The 18,974-nt window shown below is 64.0% G+C and carries 21 protein-coding genes, 1 tRNA gene and 1 pseudogene; 14 read left to right on the top strand and 9 right to left on the bottom strand.

What is annotated here, in order from left to right:
* Window positions 1-36: 36 nt before the first annotated feature.
* From rapZ to PCQ86_RS05210, 3 genes are read right to left on the bottom strand one after another with little or no spacing between them, the layout of a single operon-like run.
* Window positions 37-900, bottom strand: coding sequence for an RNase adapter RapZ (gene rapZ, locus PCQ86_RS05200; protein ID WP_011804346.1), 864 nt, complete (start codon window positions 898-900; stop codon window positions 37-39).
* Between the two features lie 3 nt (window positions 901-903).
* A complete protein-coding gene (gene recN, locus PCQ86_RS05205) occupies window positions 904-2,568 on the bottom strand; it encodes a DNA repair protein RecN (RefSeq protein WP_270175017.1) in 1,665 nt (554 codons plus the stop codon).
* Window positions 2,569-2,570: 2 nt separating this feature from the next.
* The gene (locus PCQ86_RS05210) at window positions 2,571-3,467 is read right to left on the bottom strand and encodes an NAD kinase (RefSeq protein WP_012655803.1); all 897 of its coding nucleotides are present in this window, start codon (window positions 3,465-3,467) and stop codon (window positions 2,571-2,573) included.
* A 28-nt stretch (window positions 3,468-3,495) separates the two neighbouring features.
* Between PCQ86_RS05210 and hrcA the strand changes: the two genes are divergently transcribed.
* The 5 genes from hrcA (at window position 3,496) to PCQ86_RS05235 (ending at window position 7,896) form a co-directional block, all read left to right on the top strand.
* Complete coding sequence (hrcA, locus tag PCQ86_RS05215; RefSeq protein ID WP_103739188.1) at window positions 3,496-4,500, top strand: heat-inducible transcriptional repressor HrcA; 1,005 nt, start codon at window positions 3,496-3,498, stop codon at window positions 4,498-4,500.
* A gap of 53 nt (window positions 4,501-4,553) precedes the next feature.
* A tRNA-Ile gene (locus tag PCQ86_RS05220) sits at window positions 4,554-4,630 on the top strand.
* A 137-nt stretch (window positions 4,631-4,767) separates the two neighbouring features.
* Window positions 4,768-5,733: an IS1595 family transposase gene (locus tag PCQ86_RS05225; RefSeq protein WP_235575184.1), complete on the top strand. Its 966-nt coding sequence runs from the start codon at window positions 4,768-4,770 to the stop codon at window positions 5,731-5,733.
* 397 nt (window positions 5,734-6,130) lie between these two features.
* Window positions 6,131-7,141: an IS5 family transposase gene (locus PCQ86_RS05230; protein ID WP_015914568.1), complete on the top strand. Its 1,011-nt coding sequence runs from the start codon at window positions 6,131-6,133 to the stop codon at window positions 7,139-7,141.
* Window positions 7,142-7,254: 113 nt separating this feature from the next.
* On the top strand, window positions 7,255-7,896 hold the full coding sequence (locus PCQ86_RS05235; protein WP_270175018.1) for a hypothetical protein: 642 nt from the start codon (window positions 7,255-7,257) through the stop codon (window positions 7,894-7,896).
* Between the two features lie 67 nt (window positions 7,897-7,963).
* Here PCQ86_RS05235 and PCQ86_RS05240 read toward each other — a convergent pair whose 3' ends face one another.
* A complete protein-coding gene (locus PCQ86_RS05240) occupies window positions 7,964-8,254 on the bottom strand; it encodes a helix-turn-helix domain-containing protein (RefSeq protein ID WP_333489989.1) in 291 nt (96 codons plus the stop codon).
* A 13-nt stretch (window positions 8,255-8,267) separates the two neighbouring features.
* On the opposite strand from PCQ86_RS05240, the pseudogene PCQ86_RS05245 reads away from it, so the two are divergent.
* The 6 genes and pseudogenes from PCQ86_RS05245 to PCQ86_RS05270 form a co-directional block, all read left to right on the top strand.
* Window positions 8,268-8,762 (top strand): annotated as a pseudogene (locus tag PCQ86_RS05245) (YdeI/OmpD-associated family protein); the annotation flags it as partial.
* Window positions 8,763-8,914: 152 nt separating this feature from the next.
* Window positions 8,915-9,835, top strand: a complete 921-nt coding sequence (locus PCQ86_RS05250) for a restriction endonuclease (protein ID WP_270175019.1) — start codon at window positions 8,915-8,917, stop codon at window positions 9,833-9,835.
* A gap of 351 nt (window positions 9,836-10,186) precedes the next feature.
* Entirely contained in the window at window positions 10,187-10,795 is a 609-nt protein-coding gene (locus PCQ86_RS05255) for a hypothetical protein (protein WP_270175020.1), read from the top strand.
* A 9-nt stretch (window positions 10,796-10,804) separates the two neighbouring features.
* The gene (locus tag PCQ86_RS05260; RefSeq protein ID WP_270175021.1) at window positions 10,805-11,389 is read left to right on the top strand and encodes an isochorismatase family cysteine hydrolase; all 585 of its coding nucleotides are present in this window, start codon (window positions 10,805-10,807) and stop codon (window positions 11,387-11,389) included.
* A gap of 18 nt (window positions 11,390-11,407) precedes the next feature.
* The gene (locus PCQ86_RS05265) at window positions 11,408-11,875 is read left to right on the top strand and encodes a DUF421 domain-containing protein (protein ID WP_270175022.1); all 468 of its coding nucleotides are present in this window, start codon (window positions 11,408-11,410) and stop codon (window positions 11,873-11,875) included.
* An 89-nt stretch (window positions 11,876-11,964) separates the two neighbouring features.
* Window positions 11,965-12,297, top strand: a complete 333-nt coding sequence (locus PCQ86_RS05270) for an I78 family peptidase inhibitor (RefSeq protein ID WP_088888594.1) — start codon at window positions 11,965-11,967, stop codon at window positions 12,295-12,297.
* Between the two features lie 80 nt (window positions 12,298-12,377).
* Here PCQ86_RS05270 and hemW read toward each other — a convergent pair whose 3' ends face one another.
* From hemW to PCQ86_RS05295, 5 genes are all read right to left on the bottom strand, one after another.
* The gene (gene hemW / locus PCQ86_RS05275; protein WP_088887494.1) at window positions 12,378-13,622 is read right to left on the bottom strand and encodes a radical SAM family heme chaperone HemW; all 1,245 of its coding nucleotides are present in this window, start codon (window positions 13,620-13,622) and stop codon (window positions 12,378-12,380) included.
* A 92-nt stretch (window positions 13,623-13,714) separates the two neighbouring features.
* Complete coding sequence (rdgB, locus tag PCQ86_RS05280) at window positions 13,715-14,332, bottom strand: RdgB/HAM1 family non-canonical purine NTP pyrophosphatase (RefSeq protein WP_011804363.1); 618 nt, start codon at window positions 14,330-14,332, stop codon at window positions 13,715-13,717.
* Between the two features lie 45 nt (window positions 14,333-14,377).
* On the bottom strand, window positions 14,378-15,112 hold the full coding sequence (gene rph / locus PCQ86_RS05285; protein WP_270175023.1) for a ribonuclease PH: 735 nt from the start codon (window positions 15,110-15,112) through the stop codon (window positions 14,378-14,380).
* A 76-nt stretch (window positions 15,113-15,188) separates the two neighbouring features.
* Window positions 15,189-16,091: a PP2C family protein-serine/threonine phosphatase gene (locus PCQ86_RS05290; protein ID WP_270175024.1), complete on the bottom strand. Its 903-nt coding sequence runs from the start codon at window positions 16,089-16,091 to the stop codon at window positions 15,189-15,191.
* Window positions 16,088-17,104 carry a serine/threonine protein kinase gene (locus tag PCQ86_RS05295; RefSeq protein WP_015912601.1) on the bottom strand — a complete coding sequence of 339 codons (1,017 nt, stop codon included), beginning with the start codon at window positions 17,102-17,104 and terminating at the stop codon, window positions 16,088-16,090. The genes PCQ86_RS05290 and PCQ86_RS05295 overlap by 4 nt, the downstream gene beginning before the upstream one ends.
* Window positions 17,105-17,200: 96 nt before the next feature.
* Here PCQ86_RS05295 and PCQ86_RS05300 point away from each other — a divergent pair, with 96 nt between their 5' ends.
* From PCQ86_RS05300 to rpoZ, 3 genes are read left to right on the top strand one after another with little or no spacing between them, the layout of a single operon-like run.
* Entirely contained in the window at window positions 17,201-18,094 is an 894-nt protein-coding gene (locus tag PCQ86_RS05300; protein WP_041835906.1) for a YicC/YloC family endoribonuclease, read from the top strand.
* A 36-nt stretch (window positions 18,095-18,130) separates the two neighbouring features.
* Window positions 18,131-18,751, top strand: coding sequence for a guanylate kinase (gmk, locus tag PCQ86_RS05305; protein WP_011804388.1), 621 nt, complete (start codon window positions 18,131-18,133; stop codon window positions 18,749-18,751).
* A 15-nt stretch (window positions 18,752-18,766) separates the two neighbouring features.
* Entirely contained in the window at window positions 18,767-18,970 is a 204-nt protein-coding gene (rpoZ, locus tag PCQ86_RS05310) for a DNA-directed RNA polymerase subunit omega (protein WP_011804389.1), read from the top strand.
* Window positions 18,971-18,974: the final 4 nt, after the last annotated feature.

Genomic DNA, 18,974 nt, shown 5'->3' on the forward strand with positions numbered 1-18,974 from the left:
GCTACTAAAACAATAGCTGTCACCTAGCGGTGCATGCTAGATGCCGTCGAGCTCGCGGTGGCGGCGCAGCGTATTCCAGCGGCCCTCGAAGCGCGCCGCCAGCTGCTCCACCAGGTAGACGGAGCGGTGCTGTCCTCCCGTGCAACCGATGGCCACGGTCACGTAGCTGCGGTGGTTGTGGGCCAGCGCGTCCAGCCAGTGGTCCAGGAAGTCGCCAATGTGCGCCAGCATCAGCGCTACTTCGGGCTGCTGACGCAGGTAGTCGATGACCGGCGCGTCCTTGCCCGTGAGGGCGCGCAAGAGCGGCTCGTAGTGGGGATTGGGCAGCATGCGCACGTCGAACACATAGTCGGCGTCCATGGAGATGCCGCGCTTGAACGCAAACGACTGGAACACCAGGGTCAGCCGACTCGGCGGCACCGACAGCAGGTCCTTCACATAGCTCAGCAATTGCGCGGACCGCAGGGTGCTGGTGTCGATGACGTGTGCCTGCTCGCGCAGCGGGGCCAGTAGCTCGCGCTCCAACCGCATGGTGTGCAAAAGCGGGCGCGGACCTTCGCGCATCTCGGCCTGGGACAGAGGGTGGCGGCGCCGGGTTTCTGAAAAACGCCGCACCAGCACGTCGTCGGTAGCGTCCAGGAACAGTTGGCGCACCTGCACGCCCTGCTCGCGCAGGCCGGCCAACTGCTGCGGCACCAAGGGCAGGGCGGTGGCGCTGCGCACGTCCATGGCCACGGCAACGCGGTGGCCGTGGTGCGCGTGCTCCAGCTCCACGAAGGAGGTCAAAAGTTCCGGCGGCAGGTTGTCCACGCAGTAGTAGCCCGCGTCTTCGAGCGCATGCAGCGCGACGGACTTGCCCGAGCCGGACATACCGGTGATGACGACGACTTCCAGGTCCATGGCTCAGGGTGTGGGTTTGGCGGCGCCCTGCAGCATCTCGCGTGCATGCGCCAGGGTGGTAGGGGACAGACGCTCGCCGCCCAGCATGCGCGCAATCTCGGCCACGCGCGCCTCCTCGTTGGCGGCGGCCACGCTGCTGGTGGTGCCCTCGGCGTGCTTGTGTTTGGCCACCACAAGGTGATGGTCCGCGCACGCGGCCACCTGGGGCAGGTGGGTGACGGCCAGTACCTGCCGGGCCGTCCCGAGCTGCTGCATCAGACGGCCCACGGTCTGCGCCACGGCGCCGCCCACGCCCGAGTCCACCTCGTCAAAGATCAACGTGGGCGCCTCGCCCAGCTCGCTGGTGGTGACCGAGATCGCCAGCGCCATGCGCGACAGCTCGCCCCCCGATGCCACCTTGCCGATGGGCCGCGGCGTCATGCCCGGGTGGCTGCTGACCAGGAAAGCCACCTGGTCGATGCCGTGCGGCCCAGGCTCGGCCTTGTCCAGTTGCACCTCGAAGCGCCCGCCCGCCATGCCCAGGCCCTGCATGGCGCGGGTGATGGCCTGCGCCAGTTGCGGCGCAGCCTTGGCGCGCTTTTGCGACAGGGCGCGTGCGGCCTTCTGGTAAGCGGCGCCATGGGCTTGCTCGGCAGCCTGCAATGCGGCCAGGTCAGTGGCGCTGTCCAAACGGTGCAGCGTGTCCTTCCAGTCTTGCAGCAGCGCGGGTAGTTCGGGTGGGGTGCGCTTGTAGCGGCGCGCGAGCTGCATCCACTGCGATACGCGGGCGTCCAGCTGCTGCAGCCGATCCGGGTCGGGCTCGGCGTGGCGCAGGTAGCTTTGCAGAGAGTGCGCCACATCGCCCGCCTGGGCGATGCAGGAGGTCAGCACCTCATTCATGGTGCGAAACGACGGGTCCACATGCTCGTAGTCCTGCAGCAGGTGCTGTGCCTGCGCCAGGGCCCGCAGCGCGCCGCCCGCGTCTTCGTCCTCCAGCACACTCAGGGCGGCCTGGGCGTTGTCCAGCAGCGACTGGGCGTTGGACAGTCGCGCATGCTCGGCATTGAGTTCCTCCCATTCGCCATCGCGCGGCGCCAGCTTGTCCACTTCGCCGATCTGCCACTGCAGGCGCTCGCGTTCCTGTTGCAGCGTGTCCTGGGCAGCGCGGGCGTGGGTCAGCGCCTGCTGCGCGTCGCGCCAACTCGTCCACAGCGCGGCCAAGGGTTGCACCTGCGCGCCAGCATAGGCGTCCAGCAGGCCGCGCACGGCGTCGGGCCGCGTCAGGCTCTGCCAGGCGTGCTGCCCATGAATGTCCAGCAGATGCTCGCCCACGGCACGCATCTGCGCTGCCGTGGCGGGGATGCCGTTGATCCAGGCGCGGCTCTTGCCTTGCACATCGACGGTGCGGCGCAGCAGCAGCGTGTCGTCGCGCGGAAAGCCCGCCTCGTCCAGCCAGGCTGCCAGCGCGATGGTGCCACCGTCGAATTCGGCGCAGACGTCGGTGCGCTGCGCGCCTTCGCGGATCACACCGGAGTCGGCACGCGCGCCCAGCACCAGTTGCAACGCGTCGATCAGGATGGACTTGCCGGCACCGGTTTCACCGGTGAGCACGGTGAAGCCGGCATGCAGGTCCAGCTCGAGCGATCGCACGATCACGAAATCGCTCAGGGCGATCCGCCTCAGGGCCATGGTCAGGAACCTCCCTCGTACCAACCCAGCTTCTTGCGCAGGGTGGCAAAGTAACTCCAGCCGCGCGGGTGCAGAAAGCACACCCGGTGCGCGGAACGGCGCACCAGTATGCGGTCGCCATGTTGCAGCGATGCGAGCGACTGCATGTCGAAGTTGGCGCTGATGTCGCGCCCGCCCGCCACCTCAATGGCCACCTCGGTCGCGTCGGAAAGCACGATCGGCCGGTTGGACAGGGTGTGCGGCGCGATCGGCACCAGCACCCAGCCGGGGATCGATGGGTGCAGCATGGGGCCGCCTGCAGACAGGGCATACGCCGTGGAGCCGGTGGGCGACGCGACGATCAGGCCGTCTGCGCGCTGGTTGGAAACGAATACGCCGTCCACCTCCACGCGCAGCTCCACCATGCCGGAGGTGGAGCCGCGGTTGACCACGACGTCGTTGAGGGCCAGCGCCTCGAACACGCACTCGCCACCGCGCATCACGCAAGCCTGCATCAACGGGCGCACGTCTTCTTCGTAGTCTCCGTGCAGGATGGGCGTGAGCGCGTCCTGGTAGCCCTCCAGCGGAATGTCGGTAATGAAGCCCAGCCGCCCCTGGTTGATGCCCACCAGCGGCGTGCCGTAGCCGGCCAGCCGCCTGCCCACGCCCAGCATGGTGCCGTCGCCGCCCACGACCAGGCACAGGTCGCATTGCCGGCCGATCCCCTCCACATCCAGCGTGTGGTATTGCGTGAGGCCCGTGTGGGCGGCGGTTTCGGCCTCCAGCGTCAACTCGCAGTCCTGCTGGGTGACGAACTGGGCAATGCTCTCGATGATCTGCCGTGCGCTGTCGGACGCTGAAACGGCGCCAGGCCCCGGGTATTTGCCTATGACTGCAACGCGGCGGAAGATGGGCTTCATGCAGAAATTACATCATTAAAATGATTCAATGCTTGATGACCGCTCCAAGTTGTTACTCAAGGCCTTGGTGGAACGCTACATAGCCGAGGGGCAGCCAGTCGGCTCCAGAACCTTGTCGCGGGCATCAGGGCTTGAATTGTCGCCCGCCACCATACGCAATGTGATGGCAGACCTGGAGGACCTGGGGCTTATTGCCAGCCCCCACACCTCCGCGGGCCGCGTGCCCACCGCCAAGGGCTATCGCCTGTTCGTCGACACCATGCTCACCGTGCAGCAGGAGCAGTTGCCGACAGTCCAGCTCATGCCCGAGCAGCCGCAGAAGGTGATCGCCAACGCCGCCCACCTGTTGTCGAGCCTGTCGCAGTTCGTGGGTGTGGTGATGGCGCCGCGGCGCGCCTCGGTGTTTCGCCACATCGAATTCCTGCGGCTGTCCGAGAAGCGCTTTTTGGTGATCATCGTCTCGCCCGACGGTGATGTGCAGAACCGCGTGACCTTTACCGAGGTCGATTACTCCCAGTCGCAACTGGTGGAGGCCGCCAACTTCCTCAACGCCAACTACGCGGGCCTCACCATGGAGCAGGTGCGCGAGCGCCTGAAGCTGGAGGTGGACAAGCTGCGCGGAGAAATCGCGGCGCTGATGCAGGCCGCGGTGAGCGTGGGCTCGGAGGCCATGTCCGGGTCGCAGGACGAGGTGGTGTTCTCGGGCGAGCGCAACCTGCTGTCCGTGAGCGATTTTTCCAGCGACATGAGCCACTTGCGCCGTGCGTTCGACCTGTTCGAACAAAAGACGCAGATCCTGCGCCTGCTGGACATTTCCAGCCGGGCAGAAGGGGTGCGCATCTTCATTGGCGGAGAGAGCCAGGTGGTGCCATTTGAAGAGCTGTCCGTGGTGAGTGCACCCTATGAGGTCGACGGTCAGGTGGTGGGCACCCTGGGCGTGATCGGCCCCACGCGCATGCCCTATGACCGCATGATCCAGATCGTGGACATCACCTCCAAGCTGGTCTCCAACGCCCTGAGTCACCGAAAGTAGCCCCTACAATACGCGCCGCTGCGCCGCCTACGAGGCAGGGCAGCGCACCCCTTGGGGCGTTAGCTCAGTTGGTTAGAGCAGAGGACTCATAATCCTTTGGTCGTTGGTTCAAGTCCAACACGCCCTACCAAAATGTTGAATTGAATCAGGCACTTACTGCGGAAGCGCGGTAGGTGCCTTTTTCTTTGCTTCATTGGCAAATTTTTTGGCGCTGTTCGCGTTACGTATTGATTTCGTCCATACTGTTGACCAGCAAGGGAGGCAGTGATGCGACTCGACCACTTCCAGCGCGTTCTAGGCAAGATAGGAAACATGACCCTTGACCAGCTCAAAGAGTTGGCTCAGGCCATTGAACAACGACAAGCGGCCCTGGAGTCCTTCCGTGCGCTGGACGAGGCTCGCGGCCTCGTATGCTGCCGCCACTGCGGCAGTCTCTCGGTCGTCAAAAACGGTCGAGCTCATGGGTTACAGCGGTATCTCTGCCGCGATTGCAACCGCACATCCGGCGTAACAACGAATACGCCCTTGGCTCGCCTGCGTCGCAAGGAACGGCTGGCCGCTAATGCCGCCTGCATGGCGTCTGGAATGACGGTTCGCGATACCGCTGCCGACACCGGTGTGGCGGTCTCCACCGCCTTCCGGTGGCGCCATCGCTTCCTTACTGCCGTCGTTCCGCAGCAGCCCAAGGCTCTGGAGGGCTTATTGGAGGTGGACGAGACCTACTTTTTGCACTCCCGCAAAGGCGAGCGGAATCTACCGCGCGAAGCCCGCAAGCGCGGGGGCAAAGCATCAAAGCGGGGACTCTCCAAGGAGCAGGTTCCCGTCCTCATAGCCCGGGCCCGTGGCCAGCAGCACACAGCTGACCGGGTTATGCCTGCCATGAACGGCAAAGAACTGGTGGCCACGCTCCGACCGCTGGTGCGTCCTGACACCGTAGTGTGTTCCGACGGTAACTCGGCCTATTACGCGCTGCCGCGCGAACTGGGCGTCACGCTGAAGATGTTCAGCGCGTCCAAGCATGGCTCACCACAGAACCCCTCATTCCACGTCCAGACTGTCAACGGCTATCACTCACGCCTCAAGGGCTGGCTGAATTGCGAGTTGCGTGGCGTCGCCACCAAGTACCTGCCCAACTATTTGGCCTGGCAGCGGCTCCTGACATGGTTCAAAGACGGGATTTTGCCTGCGCAGTTCATCGCATCGGCCCTTGGTCGACAGCTCATCAATACTTAACGCGAACAGCGCCAATTTTTTTGCCAGAAATTTGCCAGAAATTCAGCCGAACCCCTTTGATTGGCTCCATGCTCGTTTGCCGCCTGTACTATCTGTTCCAGGGAGGCAAGCCGGCAGGAGGACTATGGTGAAATTCGTGCGGTGGTTGAGGGCTTTAGCTCACTGGATGCGTAGTGTCCCAGTCAAGTCCCACTACTGGTGGGCTTTAGCTGTTGTAGTGTTTTTCGTTGCAATGGCTGGCGTTCTCGGGTGGTCTGAGAAAGCTTTCCGTCTCTTGGGTATGGGCTTGCAGCTCGGTGGTGTGTTGACCGTGGTGTAAGACCGCTGCATAACTGGTAGCACTCCTGATGCGCGTCCTTGGCCGATGCGCTCCAATCGCCCCAGGAGGTGATGACCGATGGACAGCTTCTTTCTGATGGGCGCGCGCCCGCTGGTCGAGTTCAGCCCGAGCATGAAGCTGCACGAGTTGCTTGACTGGAGCGCCATTGCTGGGCAGTTGACGGGCCTGTACCAGCGCGAGATCAGCGGCGCCGGTGGTCCCCAGCCTTATTCGTCGCTGGGCATGTTCAAGCTCATGCTGCTGGGTCAGTGGCACGGTCTGTCCGATACCCAACTGGAGCAGGCCCTGCGCGTGCGCCTGGACTTCATGGTCTTCACTGGTTTCGAACCCTCGGCCGGTGAGTTGCCCGATGCCAGCACCATTTGCCGCTTCCGCAACCGCCTGGTCAAGGCCGAACTCGAGCAGAAACTGCTGGCGCTCATCAACAGCCAGTTGGAGCAACGAGGCCTGAAGGTGCAAGGCGCGCGCGGGGCCATCATTGATGCCACCATCATCCCCAGCGCTGCACGCCCGAGGCAGCACGTCGAAGGTGAAGGCGAGCAAGCCAGACTCGTTGACAGCGCCGACAGTGAAGCGCGCTGGGTCAAGAAAGGCAAACACGCCTTCTTCGGCTACCGGGGCCACACGGCAGTCGACAGCGAAGACGGCTACGTCGAGCATGTGCAGGTGCACCCAGCCAACGAAGCCGAGATCAACAAGTTGCCTGAGATCGTCGAGGCACTCTCGCCTGGGATAGAGGCCGTGCTGGCCGACAAGGGTTATGCGAGCAAGGCCAACCGGCAGTGGCTCGCCGAGCGTGGCATCGGTGATCTGATCCAGCACAAGGGCAGCGCGGGCAAGCCGGTGCATGCGCTACTCAAGCAATTCAACAAGCAGATCGGCTCCATCCGCTTCAAGGTTGAGCAGGCCTTCGGCACGATGAAGCGCAGGTTCCACTTGGGCAGGGCGCGCTACTTCGGCACAGCGAAGGTACAGGCGCAGATGTGCTGGGCGGCATTGGGGATGAATCTGCTGAAGGCCCATCGCAAGCTCAAAGCGATGGAGCTTGCTGGGGCAGGTGCGCCCTGAAAGGCGAAACGGGGCGCTGAAACGCCCCCAAGCACAGAAATCCGGGGCAACAAACGCTCGAAAACATCCAAGATGGCGCCGTAGACCAGCATCACGCCTCCATCCGAGCGGTTATGCAATGGTCTTCTGGCGATTTGAATAAATATTTGGCTGACTACTTGGCACCGGCATCCGCTGCACTTGCTGCTCTGGTTGCATATGTCGCTGTTTACAGAAACTCTCAGCCTCAGTTAGTTGCGTACTATCAACCCAGCAAGCGGACGCAATCTATTATTGAACTGGTAATTGAAAATGTGGGCACTGGAAATGCCTACGACATAAAATTTTCGAAGCCTATACCGATAAGCTGGTTTGGTATCGAAACCCCGTCTGGAGACGGGCGCTACATTCCAACATCAGGAATTCCATCTCTTGCCCCAGGGCAACGACTTGTGTTTTTTGGTGGCCAGTACAGCGGACTTCTGAAAGTTTTGGGAGACGCGGGAATGCCTGTAGAAATTTCGTACAGGTTCCACCCGCCTCTGTGGCGTGAAACATCGGCTACAGACAAATGCGTGCTCTCTGTTAAGCATCTTGAGGGTATGGCATCTGTGAAAAGCCTTGAGCAGGCAGTGGTTGACGCTATCGAGGGGACTAACGCAACTACTATCAAGGATATATGCGGCTCCCTTCAGAAGATTGAAAAGCATTTGGAAGCGATTAGCCGCGCGAAAGCTTCAGATGGCGGGCCGGAAAAATCGGATTCAAATGACTAGCAGGCTTGGGATTCCACAAACATTGTGGAAAGGCCACGGTAAACGCTCGTGATGCCTCCGACTCGGATCAATCCACTGAAGACAAACTAGCCTTCGCCTGCAAGCGCATTCGGCGCTCCACATCCATGAGCAGCTCTGACGGTGCGATGTCGAGGGCGTCACACAGTCCGAACATCAGGCGCACACTCGGACTGTTTCGGCCACGCTCGATCAACGAAACATAGTTGCGGTCAACGTCAGCCCGCAACGCCAAGTCGGTCTGCGTCCACTTCCGGATGGTCGTAAACGTGCCCGCCTTCAGGTGGTCTACAAGGGCTTCGTCATTGATCGCGTCAACGTCTACGCCGATACCGGTCAGCGTGGGATAGGGAAAGGGCGCTCAAGAACCCAGCGTTACCTACCCCCAGGCGGTGGAAATCGCACTCTGTTGGGGCTGGATCGACGGTCAGAAAAAAGCTCTCGACGATCAGCACTACCTCCAGCGTTTCACGCCGCGGCGCGCGCGCAGCATCTGGTCGAAAGTCAACATCGACAAGGTCGAGGCACTCATAGTGGCGGGCCGCATGCAGGCGCCTGGCTACGCCCAGATCGAAGCGGCCAAGGCCGATGGGCGCTGGGCACGGGCTTACGACAGCGCTCGTACGTCTACCGTACCCGAGGATCTGTTGGCCGCGTTGGAAATCGCTCCAAAGGCAAAAGCCTTCTTTGCAACGATCAATGCGGCCAATCGTTACGCAGTACTGTGGCGTATCCAGACAGCCGTGAAAGCAGAAACGCGCGCCAGACGAATCGCCCAGTTGGTTGATATGCTCGCACGCGGCGAAACCATCCACCTTTTCAAAGCTCGTTCTCGCGCCGGACAGTGAATGCCACGCGCATGGCGCGACGGCTTGGCGCATGAGCGTCACAGGGCCAGCGGAGGTAACGATCCGCCATCGTCACGGAGCTGCCGATATTAGTGTCTCCGCTGCTCTGCGCAAAATGGCGGCACACACCATACAAACGATGGGAGGCAGCCATGGCGAGACGTAAGAAAACCAGTCCATTGGAGGATGTCCTCGACCTGCTTGCAATGCTTCCCTGGTGGGCGTGCGTGATGCTGGCCGCGGTGAGTTATCTCTTGCTGCACCGCTTGGCGGCGCCCATCCAGGCCTCTGATCTCCAGGGTCAGGGTGGCGCGATGGTGAGCGCAATGATGCAGAAAGCCGTGATCCACGGCATGGCAACGGCTGGTCAATACATCGTCCCGCTGCTTTGCCTTGCTGCGGCGGGCCTTTCTGCCTTGCGAAGAAAGCAGCGCCAATCGTTGCTCGCGGACGTTGCACAAGCGTCCAATGCCGCCGCCCTGGACGGCATGAGCTGGCGGGAATTCGAACTGCTGGTCGGCGAGGCCTACCGCCTGCAGGGGTACCGCGTTACAGAGCTAGGGGGCGACGGGCCAGATGGTGGCGTTGATCTGGTGCTTACCAAAGGCGGCGAGAAGTTCTTCGTGCAGTGCAAACAGTGGAAGGCATACAAGGTGGGAGTGACCACCGTGCGCGAACTGTATGGCGTCATGGCGGCCAAGGGGGCGACGGGAGGCTTCGTTGCCACATCGGGACGCTTCACCGAGGATGCCAAAGAGTTCGCGCAAGGGCGGAACATTCAGCTGATTGACGGTCCCCAACTCTTCGCGATGGTTCAACGTGCAAGACAGGCACAGGGGCAGTTTGCCAATCAGCAACGCGAATCTGCGAACGAGATGGACACCCCACGGACCCAAGCTAAGGCCTCCACCACTGAGCCTATAACCCCTGCCCAAGACGCCCCTCGACCAGACTGTCCGCGTTGTGGGGCGGCCATGCAACTGCGCACTGCCCGCCAGGGTGCCAATGCTGGCAGCGTTTTCTGGGGCTGCTCAACGTATCCGAAGTGTCGCGGGACGCGTGCGGCTGGGTAGGTTCTATTTCCGTTGCGCGCTCCTTGCGCTTCTTGCCAACTTCTGGCTTCGCTCTTGAACTCTTCTGCGCAATGGTGCGCCATGTACTTCTCGTGCTCCGGGCCAGTGCGATCGTCCAAGCTTGGCCGCCTTGGATGGCCCCAGAGAACGGTACTTCAGCAGACCCGCTATCTTGTTGATAGCGGGGTCCTGTCTTTTCGTCTGCGATCAACGCGACAGCGGTCGGCTGCGCGGCTGCTTTGTTCGGAAATTGCATTACGCGCAAATAGGCCGTCGCCTACGGCGCGGGACCGGTCCGCCTCACACCATGGGCTTCTCTTGCATTCCAACCCCACAACCTGGAGAAGACCCATGCCCAAGCCACGTTATGACGAAGTCCAGCTCAAGGATCTGCTGTTGCAGATGATGGAAACCGAGCTGGGTGGTGAGCAGGTGTACCGCGCGGCGATCGACTGCGCGACCAATGAAGACCTCAAGAAGGAATGGGAGGGCTACCTCGACGAGACGCTATCGCACCAAAACGTGGTACGCACGACCTGCGAAAAGCTGGGAATCGACCCCGACGAGGTGGTGCCTTCGCGCCTGGTGGTCAAGCACATCGGCGATTCGCTGGTCAAGGCGATCGAACTGGCCCGGCAGGCCGGCAATCCTGCGCAGGCCCAATTGGTTGCCTGCGAATGCGTGGTGCATGCCGAGACCAAGGACCACGCCAACTGGGAGCTGCTGGGCAAGGTGGCAGAGGTGGCGACCGGGGATGTCGGTCGCGCCCTGAAAGATGCCCATGAGCGCGTGGAGAAAGACGAGGATCACCACCTGTACCACACCAAGGGCTGGTGCCGCGAGCTGTGGATTGCAAGCCTGGGCATGCCGGCGGTGCTGCCTCCGCCGGAAGAGGTCAAACAGGTGGAGACCGCCATTGGCGCGTCGCGCGCGGAGCAGCAACGCGACGCGATGCTTTGAGGAGGCTGCGTGGCGCGCCCCGTTGCATTGCGCCGCACGCCGCTGCCGCGCAGCAAACACGTGCTGCTGTTGGTGGATGTGATCAATCCGCTGAATTTCCCTACAGCGGCAGACCTGCTGCCGGGAGCGGTACGCGCCGCGAACGCCATTGCGCGGCTGAAGACACGCCTGGCGCGGCGCGGGGTCACGGCGATCTATGCCAACGACAACTACGGCACGTGGCACAGCGACTTCCGTGACATTCTTACGGCCTGCCGCGCGCTGCCGGGGGCGCGCGGCGAGATGGCCTGCCTGCTTGCGCCCGCGCCGCAGGATCTGGTGATCCTCAAGCCACAGCATTCGGCGTTCCATTCGACTCCCTTGCAGCATTTGCTGGACAAGATGCAGACCGAGCAGCTGATCATCGTGGGCCTGGCCGCCGACATGTGCGTGATGCTGACGGCCACCGATGCGCGCATGCTGGGCTATAAGGTGTGGGTGCCGTCGGATTGCACCGCCGCGGAATCGGAACACCGCAAGACGGGGGCCCTGCGGCAATTGCATGAGGTGTTCAAGTGCGCCGTACGGCCTGCGGTACGGGCGGCTGCACGCTGACTGACCGGAGCGACCGCTATGTTCAACCTGGACTTACCCGCCGCGGAGCTGGTGCTGCGCGCCGTCATGGTCTACGGCCTGCTGCTGGCGCTCATGCGCGTCAGCGGCAAGCGCACCGTCGGGCAATTCACGCCGTTCGACCTGCTGGTGGTGATGCTGGTCAGCGAGGCCGCGGGCCCGTCCATGACGGGCAAGGACCAGTCGCTGTGGGGCGGTCTCATCGTCTGCCTGGTGCTGATCGGATTGAACATCCTGATGGGGGTACTCACGGCGCGCTTTCGCATGGCCGAGAAACTGCTGGAGGGCGAGGCGATCCTGCTGGGGCGCAATGGGCATGTCTTTGACACGGTGCGCAAGCGGCATCGCATATCGGAGAACGACGTGGAGCGGGCGTTGCGCGAGGCTGACTGCGAGAAAGAGGAAATGCGCTACCTCTTCCTGGAAGCCGACGGCAGCTTGAGCGTGCAAAAGCACCGCGAGGATTAGCCCAGTCTCCGCCGGGTTACCGATGGTGACGGCCCGTGCACCGCGGCTGCGGTATGGTGCTGCATTTTTCGGAGCAGGAGGCAACAGGCATGCGTTATTTCTTAAAGGCAGGCGGCGCCGTGGCCGTGGTGGGGCTGATGATGGCAGGTTGTTCGTCGATCGGACCGGGCAGCAGCCCGGCGCCCGCGCCCATTGGCGCCAGCACGGCCCCGGTGGGCGGTGAATGCAACGCCCAGGGCGCGCAGGCGGCGGTGGGTAAGAATGCCACGGCCAAGGTGGTGGAGGACGCGCGCGTGCGCTCCGGCGCGCGCTTGGCGCGCGTACTGCGCCCGGGCCAGATGATCACCAAGGAGTTCGACGGCCAACGCCTCAACCTGGAGGTGGACGCCAGCGGCAAGATCATTGCCGTGCGCTGCGGCTGATCAGCCGCAGGAATGTGGCGCTGATGAAGTGTGCGCGGCTGTGACCGGGCACGCTTCGTCGGTATGCTTTCGGCGCCCGCTCAGTCCGCCAGGAAGAGCGCCTGCAGGTCGCTTAGAAAGTCAAAGCCCCGCTGCGTGGGACGCACGCGCTCCATGTCGCGCGTGATCAGGCCCTGCGCCTCGGCCTGCTGCAGGCCAGCGGCTATGGCCGTGATCGCCAAGCCCGTACGGGCGGTGAAGTCCTGCAGCGCAAAACCCTCCTGCAGCCTTAGCGCATTGAGCATGAACTCGAACGGCAGGTCCGCGCGGCGCACGTCGTCGTCTTGCGCGATGGCGCGCCCTGCGAGTGCTCCGGCCATGTAGAGCTGCGGATCGCGCAGGCGCACCTGGCGCACCACCCGGTGCGCAAAGCTGAGCTTGCTGTGCGCGCCCGCGCCAATGCCCAGATAGTCGCCAAACTGCCAATAGTTGCGGTTGTGCACGCATTGGTGGCCCTCGCGTGCATAGGCCGATACCTCGTAGCGTGCAAGGCCTGCCGCGCCCGTCAGTTCGGTGATGCGGTCGAGCATGGCATAGGCTGCATCGTCCTCGGGCAGCGGTGGGGGGTATTTGGCGAAGTAGGTGTTGGGCTCGATGGTCAGGTGGTAGATGGAGATGTGCGGCGGCTGCAGCGCGAGCGCGGTGCGCATGTCCTCGTCCAGCTCGGCCGGCGTCTGGCCGGGCAGGGCGTACATGATGTCGAGGTTGAAGGTGTCGAAGGCCTGTGCGGCCTCTTCCACCGCGGCCAGCGCCTGTGCGCGGTTGTGCACGCGGCCCAGCGCCTGCAGGTGCCGGTCGTTGAAGCTTTGCACGCCGATGGACAGCCGCGTGACCCCCGCGCCGCGGTAAGCGCGAAAGCGCTCCTTCTCGAACGTGCCGGGGTTGGCCTCCAGCGTGATCTCGCAGCCCGCGTCCAACCGCAGGCGCGCGCGGATGTCGCCCAGCAGCCGGTCGATGGACTCGGGCGCAAACAGGCTGGGCGTTCCGCCGCCGATGAAGATGCTGTGCACCGTGCGGCCCCAGATCAGCGGCAGGGCGGCCTCCAGGTCGGCCAGCAGGGCGTCGATGTAGCGCGCTTCGGGCACGCCGCCATCGCCGCCCATGCCGCCGCGCGCCTCGTGCGAGTTGAAGTCGCAGTACGGGCATTTGCGCAGGCACCACGGCAGGTGCACGTACAGCGACAGCGGCGGCAGGCTGGACAGTTGCAGCAGGCCGGGGCGCATGTAGTGCTGCACGTCGCGTAGCGGCGCGCCGGACTGCGCGGCAGGGAGGATGGGGATGGTCATACGAGTCTAAAAACCATAGCTGCTGGCGCTTGCCTGACAACCGTTTCAGCATCAAAAGACATTGAAACCCTTATCTGGCAAGCGCTAACCGCTCACCTTTCTGATGTTCCGGCAAACCAATGCTCGCGCATCAGTTCCAGCATCTGGCGCGATGAGCGGCCGCGGTGGCTGTGGGCGTTCTTCACCTCGGGCGGCAGCTCGGCAAAGGTCTTGCCGAAGGCGGGTAGCACCATCACCGGGTCAAAGCCGAAGCCGCCCGTGCCGCGCGGCGCGCGTGCAATCTCGCCGGCCACGCGGCCCACGGCGATCAGTGGCTCGGGGTCCTGCGGGCTGCGCACGGCCACCAGCGTGCTGACCATCGCGGCGCGGCGGTCGTCGATGCCCTGCATCTGCTCCAACAGCGCGCGCACGTTGTTGGCGTCGCCCTTGTCGTAGCCGAACTGCGTGGCGTAGTAGGCCGTCTGCACGCCGGGCTGACCGCCAAAGGCCTGCACGCACAGGCCGGCGTCGTCCGCCAGCGCGGGCAGGCCGGTGTGGGCGCTGGCAAAGCGGGCCTTGGCCAGTGCGTTCTCGACGAAGGTGTGGAACGGCTCCTCGGCCTCGCCCACGCCCAGTTCGGCCTGGGGAATGAGCTGCACGCCCAGCGGGGCCAGCATGGCCTGCAGTTCGGCGAGCTTGCCGCGGTTGTTGGAGGCGAGTACGAGTTTCATGGTCAAAAAGGTCTTTAGCGCATATCAATCAAGCGCAAACAGCTATCAATTGCGTAGCGACTGCCGTTGCAGGGCGAGCAGCTCGGCGATGCCCTTCTCGGCCAGCGCCAGCAGTTGGTCCATTTCCTGGCGCGAGAAGGTCGCGCCCTCGGCCGTGCCTTGTACCTCCACATAGTGGCCGGTGCCGGTCATCACCACGTTCATGTCGGTGTCGCAGGCCACGTCCTCCACATATTCCAAGTCCAGCAGCGGTTGGCCCTGCACGATGCCCACGGACACGGCGGCCACCGCACCGGTGAGCGGCGATGCGCTGATCTTGCCCGCAGCCAGCAGGGTGTTGACCGCGTCCTGCGCCGCCACCCAGGCGCCCGTGATCGCGGCGGTGCGTGTGCCGCCGTCGGCCTGGATCACGTCGCAGTCGATCTGGATCGTGCGCTCACCCAAGGCTTTGAGGTCAAAGACTGCCCGCAGGCTGCGGCCGATGAGGCGCTGGATCTCCTGCGTGCGTCCGCTTTGCTTGCCGCGCGCGGCCTCGCGGTCGCTGCGGGTGTGGGTGGAGCGGGGCAGCATGCCGTACTCGGCCGTCACCCAGCCTTCGCCGCTGCCGCGCTTGTGCGGCGGCACCTTCTCCTCGACCGACGCGGTGCACAGCACGCGCGTGTTGCCGAACTCGATGAGTACCGCGCCCTCGGCATGCATGGTGTAGTGGCGCGTGATGCGGATGGGGCGCAGCTGGTCCAGGGCGCGGCCGCCGCTGCGGGCAAAGGGGGTGGTGTTCATGGCAGGTCCAGGTCAAAGAAGGGGCTCCCCGCGCTCCTGGCGGAGAGCGGAGGAGGCGGTGCGCCCGGGCCGCGGCCTACAGCTTGCGCGCGGCAGAGCGCCGGATGGCTTCGTTGATTTCGGCGATCGAGCGTTCGATGGTCTCGTCGTCCAGGTCGTCCGCAAAGCTCTCCAGCGGGCCAGCCTGGATGGTGGAGGCGAACACGTCGTCACTGATGCTGTCGGTGGAAATGCCCTGGGTGGACTCGAACGTGTCGGGGGTTTCCCACTCCATGGCCACCACGGTCACGTTGTCGCTGCCGTCCCCGGCCTTGCGCAGGGCGTCCTCGACCAGGTCGGGCACGGCGTTGGAGACGGTCTGGCGGCCCAGCTGGCGTACGATGGTCTCATCGTCCAGCGCGCCCCACAGGCCGTCGGAGCACAGCAGGATGCGGTCACCCTGCTCCAGCAGCACGGGGCCGGCCACGTCGTACAGCGGCTTGGTGGGAGAGCCCAGGCAGGTGAACAGCACGTTGCGGTTCACGCGCTCCAGCCCGGCGATGGCGGCGTTGCGCAACTCCAGGTAGGAGTGGTCACGCGTGCGCATGAGCAGCTCGCCCCCGCGCACGAGGTACAGGCGCGAATCGCCGCAGTGGATCCAGCTGGCGCGCCCGTCTTGCACCACGGCGATCACCAGCGTGGTGCGCGGCGTGTCGAGCATGTCCTTGGTGGTGCCATAGCGCAGGATCTGATGGTGCGCGCCCAGCAGTGCGGTGGAGAGGAACTCCTGCACGTCCTTCAGCGTGGGCTTGGCTTGGCGCTGGAACATCGCGGAGACCGTCTGGATGGCGATCTGCGCGGCGACCTCGCCCTCCGGGTGGCCGCCCATGCCGTCAGCCAGCACGAACAGCACCGACTCGCGCGTGTAGCAGTACCCCATGCGGTCTTCGTTCTTCTCGCGCCCGCCGCGGCGGCTGATCTGAAAGACAGAGAACTTCATTTAGGCCGCGCTCCCAGACCGGTGGCTTCGCCCACCTTTTGCACGTTTTTCTTGGTGTCCGACACCAGGGTGTCGAGCTGCATGCGCATCTTCTCGGCCACCGACAGCTTGGTATAGCGGCGCTCGCCCTCGCGGCTGAGCTCCTTTTGCAGCGCGAACACCGATTGCGGGCGCGACAGCGGATCGAGCGCCATGCACCATTCGACCACCTCGATCAGGTTGTCCGAATACACGCCGCGCAGCTTGTTCAGCGCCAGCGACAGGCGGTCCTTCTCCTGGCGCTGCGGCGCCTCGTTGGGCGGAAATCCCTGCATGCACGCATAGATGCAGGCGCCAACGGCGTAGATGTCCGTCCAGGGGCCCATCTGCGAGTCGCGGCGGTACATCTCGGGCGCAGCAAAGCCGGGGGTGTACATCGGGCGGATGAAGTTGCCCTCTTTGGAGAGTACCTCGCGCGCGGCGCCAAAGTCGATCATCACCGCGCGGTTGTCGTCGGTGATGAAGATGTTGGCGGGCTTGATGTCCAGGTGCAGCATCTTGTGCTGGTGCACGATGCGCAGGCCGCGCAGCACCTCATCGAACAGTGAGCGGATGGTGGACTCGCGGAACACCTTTTGCGTCTTGAGGTCGCGTGCGGTGATGATGAAGTCCTGCAGGGTCGCGCCCTCCAGGTAGTTCATCACCATGTAGACGGTCTCGTTCTCGCGGAAGAAGTTGAGCACGCTCACCACGGAGGCGTGCGAGATCTGCGCGAGCGCACGGCCTTCCTCGAAGAAGCTCTTGAGGCCCAGGCGGTAGAGCGAGAGCTTCTCGGGGGGCACCTTGGGCAGTAGTTCGCCCGGTGCACGCGTGGCCAGAGAAGCGGGGAGGTATTCCTTGATGGCCACTTGCTGGCCTTCGGCGTCAATGGCGAGGTACACCACGCCAAAACCACCGGAGGACAGCCGTCGCACCACGCGGTAGCCGCCAATGGCGGTATCGGGGGGCAGGGGGGCCGGCTTGATTTTTGACATAGGAAGCGAAGGCAGTCGTGGGCGCGGGTGGGGAACCCGGATAATCGCTGGATCGCAAGCAACCAACCACCGAAAAGTCCAATGGCAGTTTACAGCATGACCGGATACGCCAGCGTGCAGCGCGGCGTGGCTACTGCAGGGGACGACAAGGACGGGCCCGTACGGCGCCTGGGCCTGGAAATACGTGCGGTCAACAGCCGCTTTCTGGACCTGTCTTTCCGCCTGTCCGATGAACTGCGCGCCCAGGAGCCGGCGCTGCGCGCCCTGCTCACGCAGCGCCTCAAGCGCGGCAAGGTCGAGGTGCGCGCTTTCGTGGACAACGACGACTCCGCCGCGCTCGCCGAGCCATCCCCGCGCATCTTGCAACGGGTAGGCGCGGTGCAGGATGCAGTGCGTTCGTGGCTGCCCGACGCCAGGCCGCTGTCGGTAGCCGACGCGCTGCGCTTGTGCGCCAATGCCGGTGCCCCCGCGCTGGACTGGAGCGAAACGGCAGCGCGCGCGGCCGAGCAGGCGCTGGACGACCTGGTGGCCGCGCGCCAACGCGAGGGCGAACGCCTGGCCGCCATGCTGCAGGAGCGCATCGCGCAGTTGCGCGAGCTGGCCCGCCAGGCGGTGCCGCTGGTTCCGCAGCTCGTGGAGCAGCAGCGCCAGCGCTTCATGGAGCGCTGGAAGGAGGCCATGTCGCTGGCCGAAGGCGCGGTGGTGCCCGAAGCGGCCCAGGACCGCGCCCTGACCGAGGCCACGGCCTTTGCCATCCGCATCGACGTCGCGGAGGAAGTCACGCGGCTGCAGTCGCACCTGGACGAGATTGCCCGCCTGCTCAAAAAAGGCGGCGAGGTTGGCAAGCGGCTGGACTTTCTGATCCAGGAACTGCACCGTGAAGCCAACACGCTGGGCTCCAAGTCTGCCGCCATGGACCTCACGCGCATCAGCGTGGACATGAAGGTACTGATCGAGCAGATGCGCGAGCAAGTGCAGAACATCGAGTGATAATCCTGTTTTGATAGCGGCTCACGCACACTCCATATGGACTATCCCGGAAATTTGTTTGTAGTCTCTGCCCCCAGCGGGGCGGGTAAATCCAGCTTGGTCAAGGCCCTGCTGGAGCTGGACTCACATGTGCAGCCCTCCGTGTCGCACACGACCCGCGCGCCGCGCGGGCAGGAAAAGCACGGCCGCGAGTACTTCTTCGCTTCCGAGCAGGAGTTCGACGCGATGGTGGCGGCTAACGGCTTCGTCGAGTGGGCGAACGTCCATGGACGCCGTTATGGAACCTCCCGCAAGGTGATCGAGGAGCGCGTGGCCCAGGGGGCGGACGTGGTCTTGGAAATCGACTTTCAGGGCGCGCTGCAGATCAAGCAGGCCTTCGCGAACGCCGTGCTGGTCTTTGTGCTGCCGCCCAGCTGGGACGAGTTGCGCGCCCGGCTGGAACGCCGGGGCGAAGATGCGCCGGACGTGATCGACCTGCGCCTGGAGAACGCGGCAGAGGAAATGGCGCAGGCCAGCAAATTCGACTTCGTTATAATCAATGAGGTCTTTGAGCGAGCGCTTTTCGACCTGAAAACCATCGTTCATGCCCAGCGTCTCAAGTACGCAGCCCAGCGCCGCGCCCGGGCCGAAACCTTCGAGTCGCTCAATATTCCCTGATCCCTGGAGAACACCATGGCCCGCATTACCGTGGAAGACTGCCTCGAGCAGATTCCCAACCGTTTTCAACTGGTGCTCGCCGCCACCTACCGTGCCCGCATGCTCAGCCAGGGCCACGCCCCCAAGATCGAGAGCCGCAACAAGCCAGCCGTGACGGCACTGCGCGAAATCGCCGCCGGCAAGGTCGGCCTGGAAATGCTCAAGAAGGTTCCGGGCTGAGCGA

Origin of the sequence: Diaphorobacter sp. ED-3 (genome assembly GCF_027625375.1) — a bacterium.
In the GTDB taxonomy this organism is placed as follows: Bacteria; Pseudomonadota; Gammaproteobacteria; order Burkholderiales; family Burkholderiaceae_C; genus Diaphorobacter; species Diaphorobacter nitroreducens.